The sequence below is a fragment of the Candidatus Pantoea gossypiicola genome, assembly GCF_008632075.1.
Classification (GTDB): domain Bacteria; phylum Pseudomonadota; class Gammaproteobacteria; order Enterobacterales; family Enterobacteriaceae; genus Pantoea; species Pantoea gossypiicola.
This window is the reverse complement of sequence record NZ_VWVM01000017.1, coordinates 15296-32755: the sequence shown is the minus strand read 5'-3', so window position 1 is coordinate 32755 and position 17460 is coordinate 15296. Positions and strand designations below refer to the sequence as shown.

Genomic DNA, 17460 nt, shown 5'->3' with positions numbered 1-17460 from the left:
CTTACGCCTTAGACGTTAATTCTTCAAAATTAACGTTGTGGTTAGTGTAGATGCAGATATCACCCGCGATATTCAGCGACTTCTCGACGATGTCGCGTGCGCCCATTTCGGTATTCTCCAGCAGCGCACGTGCCGCTGCCTGGGCGAAAGGCCCACCGGAGCCGATGGCGATCAGGTCGTTTTCAGGCTGGATGACGTCACCGTTACCGCTGATGATCAGAGAGGCTGACTCATCTGCGACGGCCAGTAAGGCTTCCAGGCGACGCAGCATACGGTCGGTACGCCAGTCTTTCGCCAGCTCCACCGCGGCTTTCACCAGGTGGCCCTGATGCATTTCCAGTTTGCGTTCGAAAAGTTCAAACAGGGTGAAGGCGTCTGCGGTGCCGCCAGCAAATCCGGCAATCACCTTATCGTTGTATAAACGACGCACTTTTTTAACGTTGCCTTTCATCACGGTATTGCCGAGCGTAGCCTGGCCATCACCGCCAATCACTACCTGGCCGTTGCGTCGTACACTTACTATTGTTGTCACGGGCAGACCCCTTGTTGCAGTCGGAAAAGGACTCCGCGCACGGGGCGCGGAGTATCATGCAACAGATATGGGGCGGGTTTGACGGGTTTCAACCCCCGACGGAGAGTGGAATACAGCTGGAGTGTCCGGAACTGCGCAGGCGTTTCAGGGTGCTGTCAGCGGATGCGCGGTCTTTATAAGGACCGATAACCACGCGATTCCAGCCGCCACCGGTAGTAATACGGCTTTCAAAACCTTCAAAGGCTAAGCCTGCACGCACCGATTCAGCCTGGTCGGTGCCTTTGAACGAACCACACTGCACCATCCAGCGCTGCGAAGAGGCTTTCTCCGCTGGTTTCGCCTTCGCGGTCTCCTGCGGTTTTGACTGTACGTCCGGCTCCCGCGTGATAGGTGCAGGCTGCGTCTGGCGCTGTACGTTTTGCTGCTGCTGCTGCTGCTGCTGACGTTGCTGTTGTTGTAATTGCTGCTGTTGCTGACGCTGTTGTTGTTGCTGCAACTGCTGCTGGCGTTGCTGCTGCTGGGCCTGCAACTGCTGGCGCTGTTGTTGCAGTTGCTGCTGCTGAACCTGCTGCTGCTGACGTTGCAGCTGTTGCAACTGCTGCTGATGCTGCAGCGTTTGCTGACGTTGTGCCGGGGTCTGTTCGTTCCACGGCACTTCGTTGAGCTGCGTGGGCTGCTGACGCATATCCGCCTGCATCTGCTCCAGCAACTGGCGCTGCTCGTCGGTCAGTTGGGTCTGCGACTTCACTTCGCCACCAGAAGAGGGTTCGATAGGCGTCGGCACGGTGACCTGACGGTTCTCCAGCTCTTTAATATATTTCCAGCGCTCTTCTGGCTTCGGCGGCAAGCCATTGCCGTTGGCTTTATGATCCGTAATGACCGGCACGTCTTCTTTCTTGTGATGCGCCAGGAACCATAAACCACCGGCAAAGGTCACTAACACTGCGACCGCCAGTACAATCATCAGTTTAGATGTTCCCGAACCGCCTTTGCTCTTCTTGCCACGGCTGGGGCTTTTTTTGCGACGCGTCCCTGTTGAACGCCCGCGGCCTACGTAATCTTTTTGTGCCACTCTCGTTCTTATACCCTTCAAAAATAGTGCCAGATGGGCGAAATGATGATTTTTACGCGCCCGGCAAGGAGTCCGCCATGTTACTCAAGGGTCGGAACTTTGACCAGCAGTGTTCGCTTTAAGAATCTACTGAAAAAACCAGACGAACAGGCTTATTTTTCACGTTTTTTTGCGCGCGCCGTACTGCCACGAATCGTTAAGCCGGCATCCAGCAACCGCGATCCGCTGATCACCCGTTTGCCATTTAACTCATCCAGCAGCAGCAACATCGCTTCCCGACCAATCTGGTAACGTGGCTGTGTCACCGTGGTCAGCGGTGGCTCGCAGTAACGTGACAGTTCAATGTCATCAAATCCCACTACAGAGAGATCCTCCGGTATCCGCAGCCCACAACGTCTGGCCTGATTCATCGCCCCCAGCGCCATAATATCGCTATGGCAGAACAGGGCGCGCGGGGGTTGGGGCAGGGTCATCAGCTGATTCATGGCGGCAACGCCTGCTTCAAACGTAAAATCACCGCGCACAATATAGGTGGGGTCGACCGTCAGCCCGCTGCGACGCATCGCCTGTACATAGCCCTGCAACCGATACTGACAGAGCGGCATCTCTTCCGGCCCGGCGATACAAGCGATCTGCGTGTGGCCTAACTGCAGTAAATGATTCACCGCTTCAAATGCGGCGGTCAGATTATCGATGTGAACCGTGGGCAGTGACATTTCCGGCGCAAACTCATTCGCCATCACCATGGGCGGCAAGTTACGTTGCTCATCAATGCTGGCATCAAAGGGCAACTGTGATCCGAGCAGCACCATGCCATCGATCTGTCGTGTGACCATCAGATTGAGAAAGGTTCGCTCCTGCTGATTCTGATGAGCGCAGTCACCAATCAGGACCAGATAGCCCTCTTCGGCTGCCGTGACTTCGACGCCACGAATGATTTCACTAAAGAAGGGATCGCAGATGTCAGGGACAATAACGAGGATGGTTCGCGTTTCGTTACGCCGCGCGTTGCGTGTGGGGCCATGTGCTGCATAGCCGACGGCGGCAACTGCCTGCTCGACTTTCTGGCGGGTCGCCGCAGAAACCTTCTCCGGATTCATTAGCGCACGCGATACGGTGGCGGTTGAGACGCCTGCGTGCTCCGCGACATCCTTCATTGTGGCGGCGGGCGGTTGTTGATTCTGCTCCAACACATGCTCCTGACGCGTTATGGCGCGTTCGATTCTGTTTTTGCCTGACCTGAAAGCAATTCGGGCAACATTGTTAACGATTGCCCGGCTGGTTGTTACTTAATTTGCATAAAAATTGTGACTTATGCGACGTTTTTCGATCTGGCTCGCAGTGTCAGCAAAAATCAGCTCTCGGTCGGGTCGATATCCAGCGTCCATTTCACTTTGCGCGCAGCGGGGAGCGTTGAAACCAGCGGCAACGAACTGCTCAGTAACTGTTGCAGACGTTGCCGGGAAGGATGCTGTAACAGCAGTTGCCAGCGCCAGCGTCCACTGCGTTTGGGCTGCAAAGCGGGCAACGGGCCCATAAACCACATTGCCTTATCATTCAGCGGGCTCGCTTCCAGCAGGTTACGAAGTTGTTGCAAAAATTCGGCTGCCTGCTGGTTATCCATATCTTCCGCGCGGAACAGCGCATGGCGGCTCCAGGGTGGCAGGTGAACCGCCTGTCGCTCCAGCAGTGCCTGCTGCGCGAAGGCCGAATAACCCTGATGCAGCAGTGTCTGCAGTAAAGGGTGTTCCGGATGGTGAGTCTGCAGCACCACCTCGCCCTGCTTTCCGGCACGGCCAGCACGGCCGGCGACCTGAGTGTAAAGCTGAGCAAAGCGCTCCGCCGCACGGAAATCGGCTGAGAACAGGGCACCATCCACATCCAGCAGCGAGACCAGTGTGACATCGGGGAAGTGATGGCCCTTGGCCAGCATCTGGGTGCCGACCAGGATACGTGCGCCGCCACGATGGACGTCAGCCAGGTGCTGCTCCAGCGCCCCTTTGCGGCTGGTGGTATCACGATCAATGCGCGATACCGGCACGCCAGGGAAGAGTGTGCCGAGCTGCTGCTCCAGCTGTTCAGTGCCGACGCCGACCGGCAGCAGATGGGTCGAGCCACACTGTGGACACTGATTAGGTAGCGGCCGCTGGCTGTCGCAATGATGGCAGCGTAGCTGACGGTGGTGCTGATGCAGGGTGTAGTAGCGATCACAACGTGTACACTCGGCAATCCAGCCGCAGTCGTGACATAGCAGGGCTGGAGAAAAACCGCGGCGGTTAAGAAACAGCAACACCTGATTGTCGGCCTGCAGATGCTGGCGCATTTTACCAATCAGACCCGGTGCCAGGCCGCCGATCAGCTGCACGCCTTTTAAGTCGATAAGCTGTTGCAGCGCCGGTCGGGCGTTGCCGGCGCGTTTTGTCAGGTCGAGCTGGCGATACTTGCCGCTGCGGACATTGTGCAGCGTCTCCAGAGCCGGTGTCGCCGAGCCCATGACAATCGGGATATCCTCTTCATGGGCACGGAACACAGCCAGATCGCGCGCCTGATAGCGCCAGCCTTCCTGCTGTTTATAGGAGCTGTCATGCTCTTCATCAATAATGATCACGCCGGGACGAGCCAGCGGCGTAAACAGCGCCGAGCGGGTGCCAATCACAATCGCCGTTTCGCCGCGCCGCGCACGTAACCAGACGGCCAGCCGTTCACTGTCATTTAATGCGGAGTGCAGCACATCGATGGGTGCATCAAAACGTTCGCGAAAGCGGGCAATCGTCTGCGGGGTCAGGCCAATCTCCGGCACCAGCACCAGCGCCTGTTTACCCCGTACCAGCACATTTTCCAGCACGCTGAGGTAAACCTCAGTTTTGCCGGAGCCGGTGATGCCCGCCAGCAGCCAGGCGGAATAGTGTTCATCATCTGCCCGAATCGCACCCACGGCCATCGCCTGATCGGTATTCAGTCGCAGCCGCTCGCCTTTTACAGCATAAGTGGTGCGCCAGTCGTGCATCTGCGGCTGGTGCTCATGCAGTTCGCATAATCCTTTAGCCCGCAATGCCTGTAATGTCGCCTCGGTGAGATCGTGTTCACTGACCTGATGCCGATAAAGCGGTTGCTGACGCAGTGCTGCCAGCGCCTGCTGCTGTTTTGGTGCCCGCTTTAAACTTTCCGGTGCGGTTTCACGGCCCTGCTCGGTAATTTCCCAGCGCCACAGGGGATTGTCCTGCGCTGCTTTGCCCTGGCGCAGTAGCACCGGAATCGCGTGGCTCAGCACTTCACCCTGCGGCGAATGGTAGTAGCTGGCAGCCCAGTTCAGGATGCGCCACAGCGACGGGGGATAGAGAGACTCACTGTCCAGCACCTCAGCCACGCGCTTGAGCTGTGCTTCCGGCAGATCGCTGCTGTCACGAAAGGCAACCACAATCCCGATCATTCTGCGATTGCCAAAGGGCACACTCACGCGCCCGCCAATGACCGGCTGCGCACCCTGAGGCGGCAGATAATCAAACAGGCGGGGCAAGGGGACGGGCAGGGCAACCTGAACAACGGGCATAACTCTCTCTTTCCGGCTCAATCATCGGGGAAGCTAGTGTACACGCTGGCCCCTATGGCGGGTATCTCAGCATATATTTGCAGCAATCCAAACTTATCTGTATAATATGCGGCCTTCGGTAAGAAATATCTGGCCGGAGTACACCCTATAATGTTCAACCGCGTGTGGTGCTGTGCAGGTTAACGCCTGGCACGGAGAGCGACACGGCCTTCTATGAGGTTTCCCATGAAACAAGGTATTCACCCGAAATATGAAGCAGTTACTATCAAATGTACCTGCGGCAACGAGATTCACACCCGTTCAACACTGACTCACGAACTGAACCTGGACGTTTGTGGCAAATGCCACCCGTTCTATACCGGTAAGCAGCGTGAAGTGGCAACTGGTGGCCGTGTTGACCGCTTTAACAAGCGTTTCAGCGTGCCAGGCGCTAAAAAATAAGATTAAAAGGCACCTGAACCTGCGGGTTCGGCGGCAAGAAAAAACCCAGCTTCGGCTGGGTTTTTTTATGGCTGTTACAGGCTGGTGTCCGTTGTCGGGGTCGCCGCAGGCTTATTCAGTTCAAGTACCTGCGTCGTATAAGTACCATCTAAATCACCAATCGCGGCGATCTTCGGTGCGGTAATCGAGATTTTATCGGCTGACATCGTACCTTTACTGCACAGCACCCAGAATAAACAGGATGAGTTACTGATTTTCTCGTCTGTGGCCAGCGTCAGTGTGGCCGCCTTCATGGTACCGCTATTAGAGATGCCGTTTTTACCGGACACGTTTAACAGTCCGGTTGCCTGCATGACGCCCTGATTGCTGACCTCATTCGCCATAACAGAGGCATTCTGAGCAGTCAGAGTCGCCGCGTTAGAGACCTTTGTTGCAGAAACATAGGCTATTCCCTGTGAAGTCACGTTTCCGCCAGACAGGAGGCTGATCTCTTTAACGGCATTCATACTCAGATTTCCTGCCTCAATTGTCCCTGAATTGAGCAGGCTGGTGTTGGCGACAGCCGTGACGACGCCGTCAACCGTATTATAACCGGTCTGCATGGCCAAATTTTTTGGTGTCGTGATTGTTCCTCTGTTCTCAATATTACCGGCCAGAGAAGCAATATTTACAGCGCCAGCAGCTTCAATTTGTGCGTTATTGTTGTTGGCAATTTTTCCCAGGCTGACGATGGTGGCGTAATCCGTCGTTTTAATGGTGCCGTTATTGGTGAACGCGTCCGTTGTCTGCAGTACAGCCTGGCTGGCAGACAATTTTCCCCTGTTCGTTATGCTGCCACCTGCGGTGGCGCTCAGGAGTCCGGTTTCAATCGCGCCGTTGTTGGTTAATGTGCCATTAGCTGTAATGTAGAGATTAGTCGCATTCAGTATGCCGCTATTATTGACACCCGCACCGGCATCAGTAGTCTGCAGCTGAATAATTCCCGCAGTTGCCCCACCCAGCGCGCTGACATCAATGGTGTTGCCGTAGGCTTTGGCCGTTCCACTCGCTGTCGCCGAACCGGAAGCGATATTGTAATCATAGATACCGGCAATCGCTTGCAATTGATTAGTAGCGATCTGTCCCTGGATATTAATTTTCTGTGCCAGCAGGTCGGTGTAATCAGCACCTTTCAGACCATCACCATTAACCGTAATCGTGCCTTTCGCCACATTGAAACCCGTCAATGCACCATCGGTAAAAGTAGGCGTTCCGGTGGTCAGCGTGGCGCGTCCGGTGTTAATAAAGCTACAGCCTGAGCAGGTAATACCATTCGGATTGGCGATAATGACATCCGCTTTTTGACCGGCGACTTCAATATAGCCGTTCAGTGAAGATGAGCTTTTTGAGATAACTTCATTCAGGATAAGGCTGGCTGACTTATCCAGATTGCTGTTTCGCGCAATATTACCGCTTTCGCGCACTAAATCTGCGGTGCTATTATTCAGGACCATTCCATCACTGGTGACGTTAAAGTTCTGATACATATTGTGTGAAAGACCATTTGCATCAGCCTGGTTAATATTAACGACCGTCGATCCATTTGCATGCGTGTAAGTATTGAGTGCAGCCAGCGCAGGCTGGCTGCATAATGTGGCTACGGTAGCCACGAATAACAGGTTAAATTTATGCTTCTTCATTATTTCTATCCTTTTTTGTGTGAGTGTTTTTTTAAAGCCTTTTTTATTAAAAAATCTCCATCTTTTTTAATATTTCCATTGCAATGAAAAACCCAGCGTAAGTGGATCAGTGTGAAAGGCTTGTGGTTTCTTTAGCGGGGTACCGGCAAAAAGATCAAAGCGTGTTTGCAGAAGTTTTCCCCGCAGGCCGACAGCGCTGCCTATGGCGGTTTTCCCGGTATAATACTGCTGGTTGTAATTGCCATAGACCTGGCCTGCATCAACACCGATATAGGGCTGAATCGGTTTGCCGGGAATTATCCAGCTAAGATCGTTGCGCCAGTACCATCCCTTATTGTCCTGAAGAGAATATTCACCATCGAAACCGCGCACCGTCCAGCGGTTTGCCAGCGAAAAGCGATTGAGTGACGAGAGGCTATCGGGCGAATATTGCAGGCTGAAATGAGGGGAGTAATTCAGCCAGTTTTCATAGACACGAAAGTTGACGGAACCCTCAAGATCTAAATTGACAATCCGGCCTTGCTTATCAATAAGTCCATATTCCTGCTCAACAGTATTGCTGCTGTTAAACCAGGGCATCTTTCTTTGGTAACTTAGTGTGGTTGCGAGACCTGCATTATCAACATTGATTTGATGTTGCAGCACCGCTTTCCAGCCCGCACTTCTTTTATGCATGCTGACAAGGTCAAAATCATCCAGAGAGTAGCGCGATTCCGTGTCAAATATTTGCAGGCCAACCGTACTGGTCTGATGTACGGTTCGTGAAAGCAGGCGATTGAGTTGCGCACTGTAATAACGGTTCTTATTATTGAGCGTCCATTTTGCCCAGTTTCCGGTCATAAATTGCCGGTAATCACTGTGACTGGCGTAGAGATCGAGCCACCAGTATCCCCAGGGGATTGAATAACCCATCGATTTATTACTGTTACCTTTTATCGTGTGCTTCGGGGCAATATCGTGGCCATAAGAGACATAAAGGGTGTCACTGAGTGAGGTGATATTATTCAGATAGAGCGCTGCACCACCCTGATAACGGCCTGTTGCAACTGAGCCAGCATCATTGAGCCATGCACCCACCTGCCAGTATTTATCCTGCCTGCGCTGGATATAGATGTCACTTTCACCTTTGCCACTGCCAGGCACCAGATTGACATTAACCTGCGATCCCGGTACTCGCTGAAGATTAAGGCTACCCTGTTCAAGGTCGCTGAGTTCAAGCACATCACCCGCTTTGAACGGTAATGTGCTGGTTAAATTGATATAGTCGTCCCCGGATTTATTAAGAACGATTTTTCCCACTTTACCAGCATTAATATCAAATTTTAATTCGCCACCTGACAGGTTCTGTTCCGGTAAATTAACACGTGTGGTGATATAACCCGCCCGGATGATTTCATTCTGCAGGGTTTTTGCCAGCAGTCTTATACCCGCGATACCCAGACATTTTCCTTCTGCCTGAGAAGTAAAATACCTTAACTTTTCGAGATGAAGTTTTTTGTTATCCTGCTTTAAAGAAACCTTATCGATAAGATAGCATTCTTTTTCATGCGGAAAGAGAATCTCTTCTTGCCGGAAGCGCTGTTGTTCAGACGCTGCCCGCTGCGGTTCAGGGATCAGTTGCGCTTTGCGTACCCGATCCTGTTGCAGTGCATTGATATTCCCATTTGGCTCTGTGAGAGCGGGTGCAGCTTTCGCCCGATCAGAAGAGAAGAGGGCTACTGAGGCGACCAGGATAATAATAAAAGCAGATACAGATGACGTTATTTTATATTTAATGCTCATTGTCTTTCCGTAAAATAGTCGCTCAGACAAAATTTTACGGATGCAGATATTAGTGAACAATAGTAATTATTCTATTATCGAAATAAAAAGGCATTTTTATTGCAACAGAAATAACGGAATAATATGAGAACAGGCTGGATTTTTATGATAAGTCTGACGGGTAATATTAAGAAGGGTCAATCAAATTGCGGAAAGCAGCAAAAGCAGTTCATATCGGATCAGAAAGCGGCTCCCTGAGCGGAGCCTGCTCCTCTGAAGCGGGGTTAAGCGAAACCGGACCCCGGGAATCAATACTCCCAGGTATCCGGGTCGACACCCATCTGGCGCATGATTGCTTTTGCTTCTTCCGGAATCTCATCATTACGCTCTTTGCGCAGGTCGACGTCATCCGGCAGCGGCTGGCCCGTAAAGGCATGTAAAAAGGCTTCGCAAAGCAACTCGCTGTTGGTGGCGTGACGCAGGTTATTCACCTGACGACGGGTACGCTCATCCGTTAAAATCTTCAGCACGCTCAATGGGATAGAAACTGTAATCTTCTTGACCTGCTCGCTCTTCTTACCGTGCTCAGCGTACGGGCTGATATATTCGCCGTTCCATTCAGCCATGGGTTACCTTAATTAATAAACGTTAAATGTGAGGAAATCAGCGGATTATGCCTGATTTTTTCCTGCCTGACCCCTGATATGGCGGGTTTTCTTCGTTCGCCGCCTCTGCATCACAGAGAGGAACGCCAGGCGATGACGCATAATTTTAGCGTTTATTGCGTTTTTGCTCAATCTATACGCAAAGACATTTAGATGTCCAGATGTATTGACGTCTAATTAGAGGGTGATATTCTGTGGACTACATTTTCTTAACTCTTCAGGAACAATTCGCTCATGACGCGTAAACCGGCAACCATCGCAGTGCGCAGCGGTTTGAATGATGACGAGCAATATGGCTGCGTTGTCCCGCCCATCCACCTCTCAACAACCTATAACTTCCTGGATTTCAATGAGCCTCGTGCACATGACTATTCCCGTCGTGGTAACCCCACACGTGATGTCGTACAACGTACGCTGGCGGAACTGGAAGGCGGAGCGGGTGCGGTATTGACCAATACCGGCATGTCAGCTATTCACCTGGTCACGACGGTATTCCTGAAGCCTGGCGATCTGCTGGTTGCGCCACACGACTGTTATGGCGGCAGCTATCGGTTATTTGACAGCCTGAGCAAGCGCGGCGCGTATCGGGTGAAATTTGTCGATCAGGGCGACCCGGTGGCGCTGCAGGCGGCCTTGGATGAAAACCCCAAACTGGTGCTGATTGAAAGCCCCAGCAATCCGCTGCTGCGCGTCGTGGATATCAGCGCGATTTGCGCCGCTGCGCGTGCGGCAGGTGCCATCAGCGTGGTGGACAACACCTTTATGAGTCCGGCGCTGCAGAATCCTCTGGCGCTGGGTGCGGACCTGGTGATCCACTCCTGTACCAAATACCTCAATGGTCACTCCGATGTGGTGGCGGGCGCTGTCATTGCCAAAGATCCACAACTGGCGACTGACCTGGCCTGGTGGGCAAATAACATTGGCGTGACCGGCGCAGCATTTGACAGTTATCTGCTGCTGCGCGGCATTCGTACCCTTTCACCACGCATTGCAGCCGCACAACGCAATGCACTCGCGATTGTTGAGTATCTGAAGCAGCAGAAGCGGGTGAAAAAGTTGTATCATCCTTCGCTGCCGGAAAACGCCGGGCACGAACATGCCGTACGTCAGCAGCGCGGCTTTGGCGCTATGCTGAGTTTCGAGGTCGACGGTGATGAGGCGCTGCTGCGCCGCTTCCTGAAAGCGTTGCGGCTATTTACGCTGGCGGAATCGCTGGGCGGCGTAGAAAGTCTGATCTCCCATACCGCCACCATGACGCACGCGGGGATGTCGGCAGAAGCACGCGCGGCAGCAGGCATTTCCGATACGCTGCTACGGGTTTCTGTTGGTATTGAAGATCACGAAGATTTAATTGCCGATCTGGATAATGCATTCCGGATCGCAGCCGAGGGTTAAGCATGACGATTTCAGCAGGCGCGGGAACGCCGAACATCAGGCAGTTGCATAAGTTTGGTGGCAGCAGTCTGGCCGATGCGCGTTGCTATCAGCGCGTTGCCAGCATTATGGCGGACTACAGCCAGCCAGGCGATCTGATGGTGGTCTCCGCGGCAGGCTCAACCACCAACCAGCTGATTAGCTGGCTGAAGCTGAGCCAGAACGATCGGCTCTCTGCGCATCAGGTGCAACAGGCTTTACGGCGCTACCAGAGCGAACTAATCGGTGCGCTGCTGCCTGCTGAGATCGCCGAACCTTTAATCACTGCATTTATCCGCGATCTGGAAAAGCTTGCCGTACTGCTGGATGCGCCTATCACCGATGCGGTCTATGCCGAAGTGGTCGGGCACGGTGAAATATGGTCGGCACGCCTGATGTCAGCGGTATTGAGCCAGCGTGACCTGCAGGCCTGCTGGCTGGATGCGCGTGAATTTCTGCGTGCTGAACGCGCTGCTCAGCCGCAGGTGGATGAGGGTAAATCCTGGCCCCTGCTGCAGACTTTGCTGGCGCAGCATCCGCAAAAGCGCATCGTAGTGACCGGCTTTATCAGCCGCAACGATGCCGGTGAAACCGTCCTGCTTGGCCGCAACGGCTCCGACTATTCCGCCACACAGATTGGCGCGCTGGCGGGTGTCGGACGCGTGACCATCTGGAGCGATGTCGCGGGCGTTTACAGCGCCGATCCCCGCAAAGTTTCTGATGCCTGTCTGCTGCCGTTGTTAAGGCTGGATGAAGCCAGTGAGCTGGCTCGCCTGGCGGCTCCGGTGCTGCATACCCGCACGCTGCAGCCGGTCTCTGGCAGCGATATCGACCTGCAACTGCGCTGCAGCTATCAGCCAGAGCAGGGCTCAACCCGCATCGAGCGTGTGCTGGCTTCCGGGACCGGGGCGCGCATCGTAACCAGCCACGATGATGTTTGCCTGATTGAGATTCAGCTGCCAGAGCAGCATGACTTCGCCATCCTGCACAAAGAGATCGACCTGCTGCTGAAGCGTGCGCAGCTGCGCCCGCTGGCGTTTGGCGTCCATCCTGATCGTCAGCTGCTGCAGCTCTGCTATACCTCTGAGGTGGTTAACAGCGCCTTCACGTTGCTACAGGATGCCGGACTGCCGGGTCATCTGCAGCTGCGCGACGGCCTGGCGCTGGTGGCACTGGTTGGGGCAGGCGTTACCCGCAATCCGCTGCATACTCATCGCTTCTGGCAGCAGTTAAAAGATCAGCCGGTTGAGTTCATCTGGCAGTCAGAAGATCACATCAGCGTAGTCGCGGTGCTGCGCGTCGGGCCGACTCAGCACCTGATTCAGGGACTGCATCAGTCACTGTTCCGCGCAGAAAAGCGTATCGGTCTGATGCTGTTTGGCAAAGGCAATATCGGTTCACGCTGGCTTGAGCTGTTTGCCCGCGATCAGGAAACGCTGTCAGCGCGCACCGGCTTTGAATTTGTGCTGGCGGGCGTCGCGGACAGCAGCCGCAGCCTGCTGAGCTATAACGGGCTGGATGCCAGTCGTGCGCTCGCCTTCTTTGATGATGAAGCGGTGGAGCGCGATGAAGAGTCGCTGTTCCTGTGGATGCGTGCTCACCCTTTCGATGACCTGGTGGTACTGGATGTTACGGCCAGTACACCGCTGGCGCAGCAGTATCTTGACTTTGCCAGTCACGGTTTTCATGTGATCAGCGCCAACAAGGTTGCGGGTGCGTCTGACAGCCAGACCTGGCGGCAGATTCGCGATGCCTTCACCAAAACCGGACGTCACTGGCTCTATAACGCCACTGTTGGTGCCGGCCTGCCGATTAACTATACGGTGCGCGATCTGCGCGACAGCGGCGATACCATTCTGGCAATTAGCGGGATCTTCTCCGGTACGCTGTCGTGGCTGTTCCTGCAGTTTGATGGCACGGTGCCGTTTACCGAGCTGGTGGATCAGGCGTGGCAGCAGGGCTTAACCGAGCCTGATCCGCGCGCCGATCTCTCGGGTCAGGATGTGATGCGCAAGCTGGTGATCCTGGCGCGTGAGGCGGGCTATAACATCGAGCCGGATCAGGTGCGGGTTGAATCGCTGGTGCCGAATAACTGTCTTCAGGGATCGATTGATCACTTCTTTGAGAATGGCGAAGAGCTGAACGAGCAGATGCTGCAGCGGCTGGAAGCCGCGCGGGAGATGGACCTGGTGCTGCGCTACGTTGCCCGTTTTGATGCTAACGGCAAGGCGCGCGTAGGTGTTGAAGCGGTGCGACCAGAGCATCCGCTGGCCGCGCTGCTGCCGTGCGACAACGTCTTTGCCATTGAGAGTCGCTGGTATCGCGATAATCCACTGGTGATCCGTGGGCCAGGCGCAGGCCGGGATGTCACCGCAGGCGCTATTCAGTCAGATATAAATCGCCTCGCACAGCTGTTGTAATCCTTCCTCATCAGGCGCTTCGGCGCCTGTTTTCAACGTGTTGTCTCCTCCCTGTTGAAATCCCTTCATGTTGATTGAAAATTGATCACGCCTGTTGACCACTTTTACGTTGACGGCACACTGAGATTGCGTCATTTTGAACATCTGGACGTCTGAACGTGTAGATGTTTACGGGTCGATTATTAATCAGTGAGGGTGCAGGATGAGTTTCTTTCATGCTAATCAGCGCGAAGCGCTAAACCAGAGCCTGGCTGAACTGAACGGGCAGATTAATGTGTCTTTTGAGTTCTTTCCGCCGCGCACCAGCGAAATGGAAGAGACTCTGTGGTCCTCAATTGATCGCCTGAGCAGTCTGAAACCGAAATTCGTTTCTGTCACTTACGGTGCGAACTCAGGTGAACGCGATCGCACTCACAGCATTATCAAAGGCATTAAAGATCGCACTGGCCTGGAAGCGGCACCCCATCTGACCTGTGTCGATGCGACGCGTGGTGAACTGCGCAACATCGCTCAGGATTACTGGAACAACGGCATCCGCCATATTGTGGCGCTGCGTGGCGATTTGCCACCTGGCAGCGGTAAGCCAGAAATGTACGGCAGCGATCTGGTGTCGCTGCTGAAAGAGGTCGGCGATTTTGATATTTCTGTCGCTGCCTATCCGGAAGTCCATCCCGAGGCGAAAAGCGCCCAGGCTGACCTGATTAATCTCAGACGAAAAATTGATGCAGGCGCAAATCGGGCTATTACCCAGTTTTTTTTCGACGTCGAAAGCTATCTGCGTTTCCGCGATCGCTGTGTCTCGACCGGCATTGATGTGGAAATTGTGCCGGGCATCCTGCCGGTCTCTAACTTTAAACAGCTGCAACGCTTTGCCACGCTGACCAATGTGCGCGTGCCGGGCTGGATGAGCGCGATGTTTGCCGGTCTGGATGACGATCCGGAAACGCGCAAAATGGTGGGGGCAAATATCGCGATGGATATGGTGAAAATCCTGTCACGCGAAGGGGTGAAAGATTTCCATTTTTACACGCTGAACCGTGCCGAAATGAGTTACGCCATCTGCCACACGTTAGGAGTACGCCCGGTTGCGGCAGCGGCTTAACCGCTCTGCCTGAGCCAGTAAAAAAGTCGGGAATCACCCGACTTTTTTACTGCTGCTCTCTGGCGGCGCGAAGTGTGGTTCGCGCCTGACCAGGGTTAACCGGTATTGCGCATGCCTGCCGCGACACCCGCAATCGTCACCATCAGAGCCTGCTCAACGCGGGCATCCGGTTCTTCACCCCGCGCTTCCTGTGCACGGGAACGATGCAGCAATTCTGCCTGGAGTACGTTGAGCGGATCGGTATAGACGTTACGCAGTGCAATCGACTCGGCAATCCACGGCTGGTCAGCCATCAGGTGAGAGTCATTGGCAATGGTCAGTACCGCTTTGATATCGGCATCAAGCTGATCGCGCAGCTGTTTGCCCAGCGGCCAGAGTGATTTATCGACCAGACGCTGATCGTAATATTCCGCCAGCCACAGGTCCGCTTTCGAGAACACCATCTCCAGCATGCCCAGACGGGTAGAGAAGAACGGCCAGTCGCGGCACATCGCCTCCAGCTGATCCTGATGACCAGCCGCCATCGCCTGCTGCAGAGCAGCGCCGGCACCGAGCCAGGCAGGCAGCATCAGACGGTTCTGCGTCCAGGCGAAAATCCACGGAATCGCACGTAGCGACTCCACGCCACCGGTAGGGCGGCGTTTAGCCGGACGTGAGCCGAGCGGTAATTTACCCAGTTCCTGCTCCGGCGTCGCCGAACGGAAGTAGGGGACGAAGTCCGCATTTTCACGCACATACCCGCGATACATTGCGCAGGAGTCTGCAGAGAGCTGATCCATGATGTCGCGCCACTCGCGTTTTGGCTCCGGTGGTGGCATCAGGTTCGCTTCCAGAATCGCGCCGGTGTAGAGCGACAGGCTGGCGATCGTCACGGCCGGTAAGCCATATTTAAAGCGGATCATCTCGCCCTGTTCGGTCACACGCAGACCGCCGCGCAGGCTGCCTGGCGGTTGTGACAACAGTGCGGCATGTGCAGGCGCGCCGCCGCGGCCAATACTGCCGCCGCGTCCGTGGAACAGCGTCAGGGAAATCCCGGCTTTTTCGCAGGTCTTAATCAGCGCATCCTGTGCCTGATACTGCGCCCAGCTGGCAGCCATCACCCCGGCATCTTTTGCCGAGTCAGAATAGCCAATCATCACCATCTGTTTGCCCTGAATAAAGCCGCGATACCAGTCAATGCTCAGCAGCTGGCTCATCACGTCATTCGCGTTGTTCAGGTCATCAAGCGTTTCAAACAGCGGGGCAACCGGCATCGCATAACCGATACCGGCTTCTTTCAGCAGCAGATGTACGGCCAGCACGTCGGAAGGGGTTTTCGCCATCGAAATAACATAGGCGGCAATAGAACCCTGTGGCGCTTCAGCCGCAACGCGGCAGGTCTCCAGCACTTCACGCGTCTCATCGCTGGGTTCCCAGTGACGAGGCAGCAGCGGACGTTTGGAGTTCAGCTCACGGATCAGGAAGGCCTGCTTGTCCGCTTCGGACCAGCTTTCATAATCGCCGAGACCCAGGTAGCGGGTCACTTCAGCAATCGCCTCTGTGTGGCGGGTACTTTCCTGACGCAGATCGATACGCACCAGTGGCACGCCGAAGCATTTCACGCGGCGCAGCGTATCGAGCAACTGCCCGTTGGCGATAATGCCCATGCCGCACTGTTGCAGTGACTGATAGATGGCAAACAGTGGGTCCCACAGCTGCTCGTTGGAGACCAGCAGATCGGCCGGACGCGGCAGACGCTCACCTTTCAGGCGGCGTTCCAGGAATGACTGGGTAGACATTAACTGGCTGCGCAGGCGTTTCAGGATTACGCGATAAGGTTCCAGCGCTTCCGGCTCGCCGCTGAGTTCGCGGATCTCTTCGCTGCACTCGGACATCGACAGCTCGGAGATCAGCACGCCGATATCACGCAGGAACAGGTCTGTAGCTTTCCAGCGGCTTAGCTGCATCACATGGCGGGTGATCGATGCCGTGACGTTCGGGTTACCATCGCGGTCGCCACCCATCCATGAGGTGAACTGAACCGGCACGAAATCGACCGGCAGCCTGATACCAAAGGCCTCTTCGACCTGCTCATTCAGCTCACGCAGGAAGGCGGGAACGCCTTCCCACAGGCTGTTTTCAACAACGGCAAAGCCCCATTTGGCTTCGTCGACAGGGGTCGGACGGTATTTGCGGATTTCATCGGTGTGCCACGCCTGTGCCACCAGCTGACGCAGACGGCGCATAATCTGGTTACGCTCGTAGTCGGAGACGTCGCTGTGGTCGAGCTGTTTCAGACAGCTGTTCACTTCAACCAGCTTGTGAATCAGCGTACGACGGGTGATTTCGGTCGGGTGCGCAGTCAGCACCAGCTCAAGCGACAGCGACTCAATGGCCGCCAGGATGTCAGTTTCGCTGATATCTTTCTGCTGCTTCAGGGTATCAAAAGTCTTTTTCAGCAGTTCAGGATGGTTCTCACCTTCACCGCTCTGCGAGATGGTCTGATACTGCTCCGCCACGTTGGTGAGGTTCAGAAACTGGCTGAATGCGCGTGCAACCGGCAGAAGCTCCTCGTTGGAGAGGTTCTGCAGCGTATTGAGCAGCTCTTTACGATGAGTATCATTGCCTGCACGGGATGACTTGGAGAGCTTACGGATGGTTTCCACCTGGTCGAGGATGTTCTCACCCAGTGCATCCTTAATCGTATCCCCGAGCAGTTTGCCGAGCATACTGACATTACTTCGCATTGCGGAATATTGTTCGTTCATTGGACCCTGACACCCTTATCGTCTTTAAAAACTTCTACACCCGACCTTTCAGGCAGCAAAAAATCAGCAACATCGTGT

At 54.6% G+C, this 17460-nt stretch carries 12 protein-coding genes; 4 read left to right on the top strand and 8 right to left on the bottom strand.

Going from position 1 to position 17460, the window contains the following annotated elements; translation table 11 throughout:
* Window position 1: 1 nt before the first annotated feature.
* From hslV to priA, 4 genes are all read right to left on the bottom strand, one after another.
* Complete coding sequence (hslV, locus tag F3I20_RS18740) at window positions 2-532, bottom strand: ATP-dependent protease subunit HslV (RefSeq protein ID WP_003851234.1); 531 nt, start codon at window positions 530-532, stop codon at window positions 2-4.
* 88 nt (window positions 533-620) lie between these two features.
* Window positions 621-1604, bottom strand: a complete 984-nt coding sequence (gene ftsN, locus F3I20_RS18735; protein WP_150038109.1) for a cell division protein FtsN — start codon at window positions 1602-1604, stop codon at window positions 621-623.
* Between the two features lie 152 nt (window positions 1605-1756).
* A complete protein-coding gene (gene cytR / locus F3I20_RS18730; protein ID WP_061061101.1) occupies window positions 1757-2794 on the bottom strand; it encodes a DNA-binding transcriptional regulator CytR in 1038 nt (345 codons plus the stop codon).
* A 164-nt stretch (window positions 2795-2958) separates the two neighbouring features.
* Window positions 2959-5154 carry a primosomal protein N' gene (priA, locus tag F3I20_RS18725; protein WP_150014018.1) on the bottom strand — a complete coding sequence of 732 codons (2196 nt, stop codon included), beginning with the start codon at window positions 5152-5154 and terminating at the stop codon, window positions 2959-2961.
* Window positions 5155-5379: 225 nt separating this feature from the next.
* On the opposite strand from priA, the gene rpmE reads away from it, so the two are divergent.
* Complete coding sequence (gene rpmE / locus F3I20_RS18720; RefSeq protein WP_003851227.1) at window positions 5380-5595, top strand: 50S ribosomal protein L31; 216 nt, start codon at window positions 5380-5382, stop codon at window positions 5593-5595.
* Between the two features lie 74 nt (window positions 5596-5669).
* Here rpmE and F3I20_RS18715 read toward each other — a convergent pair whose 3' ends face one another.
* From F3I20_RS18715 to metJ, 3 genes are all read right to left on the bottom strand, one after another.
* Window positions 5670-7274, bottom strand: a complete 1605-nt coding sequence (locus F3I20_RS18715) for a filamentous hemagglutinin N-terminal domain-containing protein (protein ID WP_150014020.1) — start codon at window positions 7272-7274, stop codon at window positions 5670-5672.
* 66 nt (window positions 7275-7340) lie between these two features.
* The gene (locus tag F3I20_RS18710) at window positions 7341-9056 is read right to left on the bottom strand and encodes a ShlB/FhaC/HecB family hemolysin secretion/activation protein (protein WP_150038110.1); all 1716 of its coding nucleotides are present in this window, start codon (window positions 9054-9056) and stop codon (window positions 7341-7343) included.
* Between the two features lie 287 nt (window positions 9057-9343).
* Window positions 9344-9661, bottom strand: coding sequence for a met regulon transcriptional regulator MetJ (gene metJ, locus F3I20_RS18705; RefSeq protein WP_013359463.1), 318 nt, complete (start codon window positions 9659-9661; stop codon window positions 9344-9346).
* A gap of 273 nt (window positions 9662-9934) precedes the next feature.
* Here metJ and metB point away from each other — a divergent pair, with 273 nt between their 5' ends.
* The 3 genes from metB (at window position 9935) to metF (ending at window position 14635) form a co-directional block, all read left to right on the top strand.
* The gene (gene metB, locus F3I20_RS18700) at window positions 9935-11095 is read left to right on the top strand and encodes a cystathionine gamma-synthase (RefSeq protein WP_150038111.1); all 1161 of its coding nucleotides are present in this window, start codon (window positions 9935-9937) and stop codon (window positions 11093-11095) included.
* Between the two features lie 2 nt (window positions 11096-11097).
* Window positions 11098-13533 carry a bifunctional aspartate kinase/homoserine dehydrogenase II gene (locus tag F3I20_RS18695; RefSeq protein ID WP_150014026.1) on the top strand — a complete coding sequence of 812 codons (2436 nt, stop codon included), beginning with the start codon at window positions 11098-11100 and terminating at the stop codon, window positions 13531-13533.
* A gap of 202 nt (window positions 13534-13735) precedes the next feature.
* Complete coding sequence (gene metF / locus F3I20_RS18690; protein ID WP_150014028.1) at window positions 13736-14635, top strand: methylenetetrahydrofolate reductase; 900 nt, start codon at window positions 13736-13738, stop codon at window positions 14633-14635.
* Window positions 14636-14730: 95 nt separating this feature from the next.
* Here metF and ppc read toward each other — a convergent pair whose 3' ends face one another.
* Entirely contained in the window at window positions 14731-17382 is a 2652-nt protein-coding gene (ppc, locus tag F3I20_RS18685) for a phosphoenolpyruvate carboxylase (RefSeq protein WP_150014030.1), read from the bottom strand.
* Between the last annotated feature and the right edge of the window lie 78 nt (window positions 17383-17460).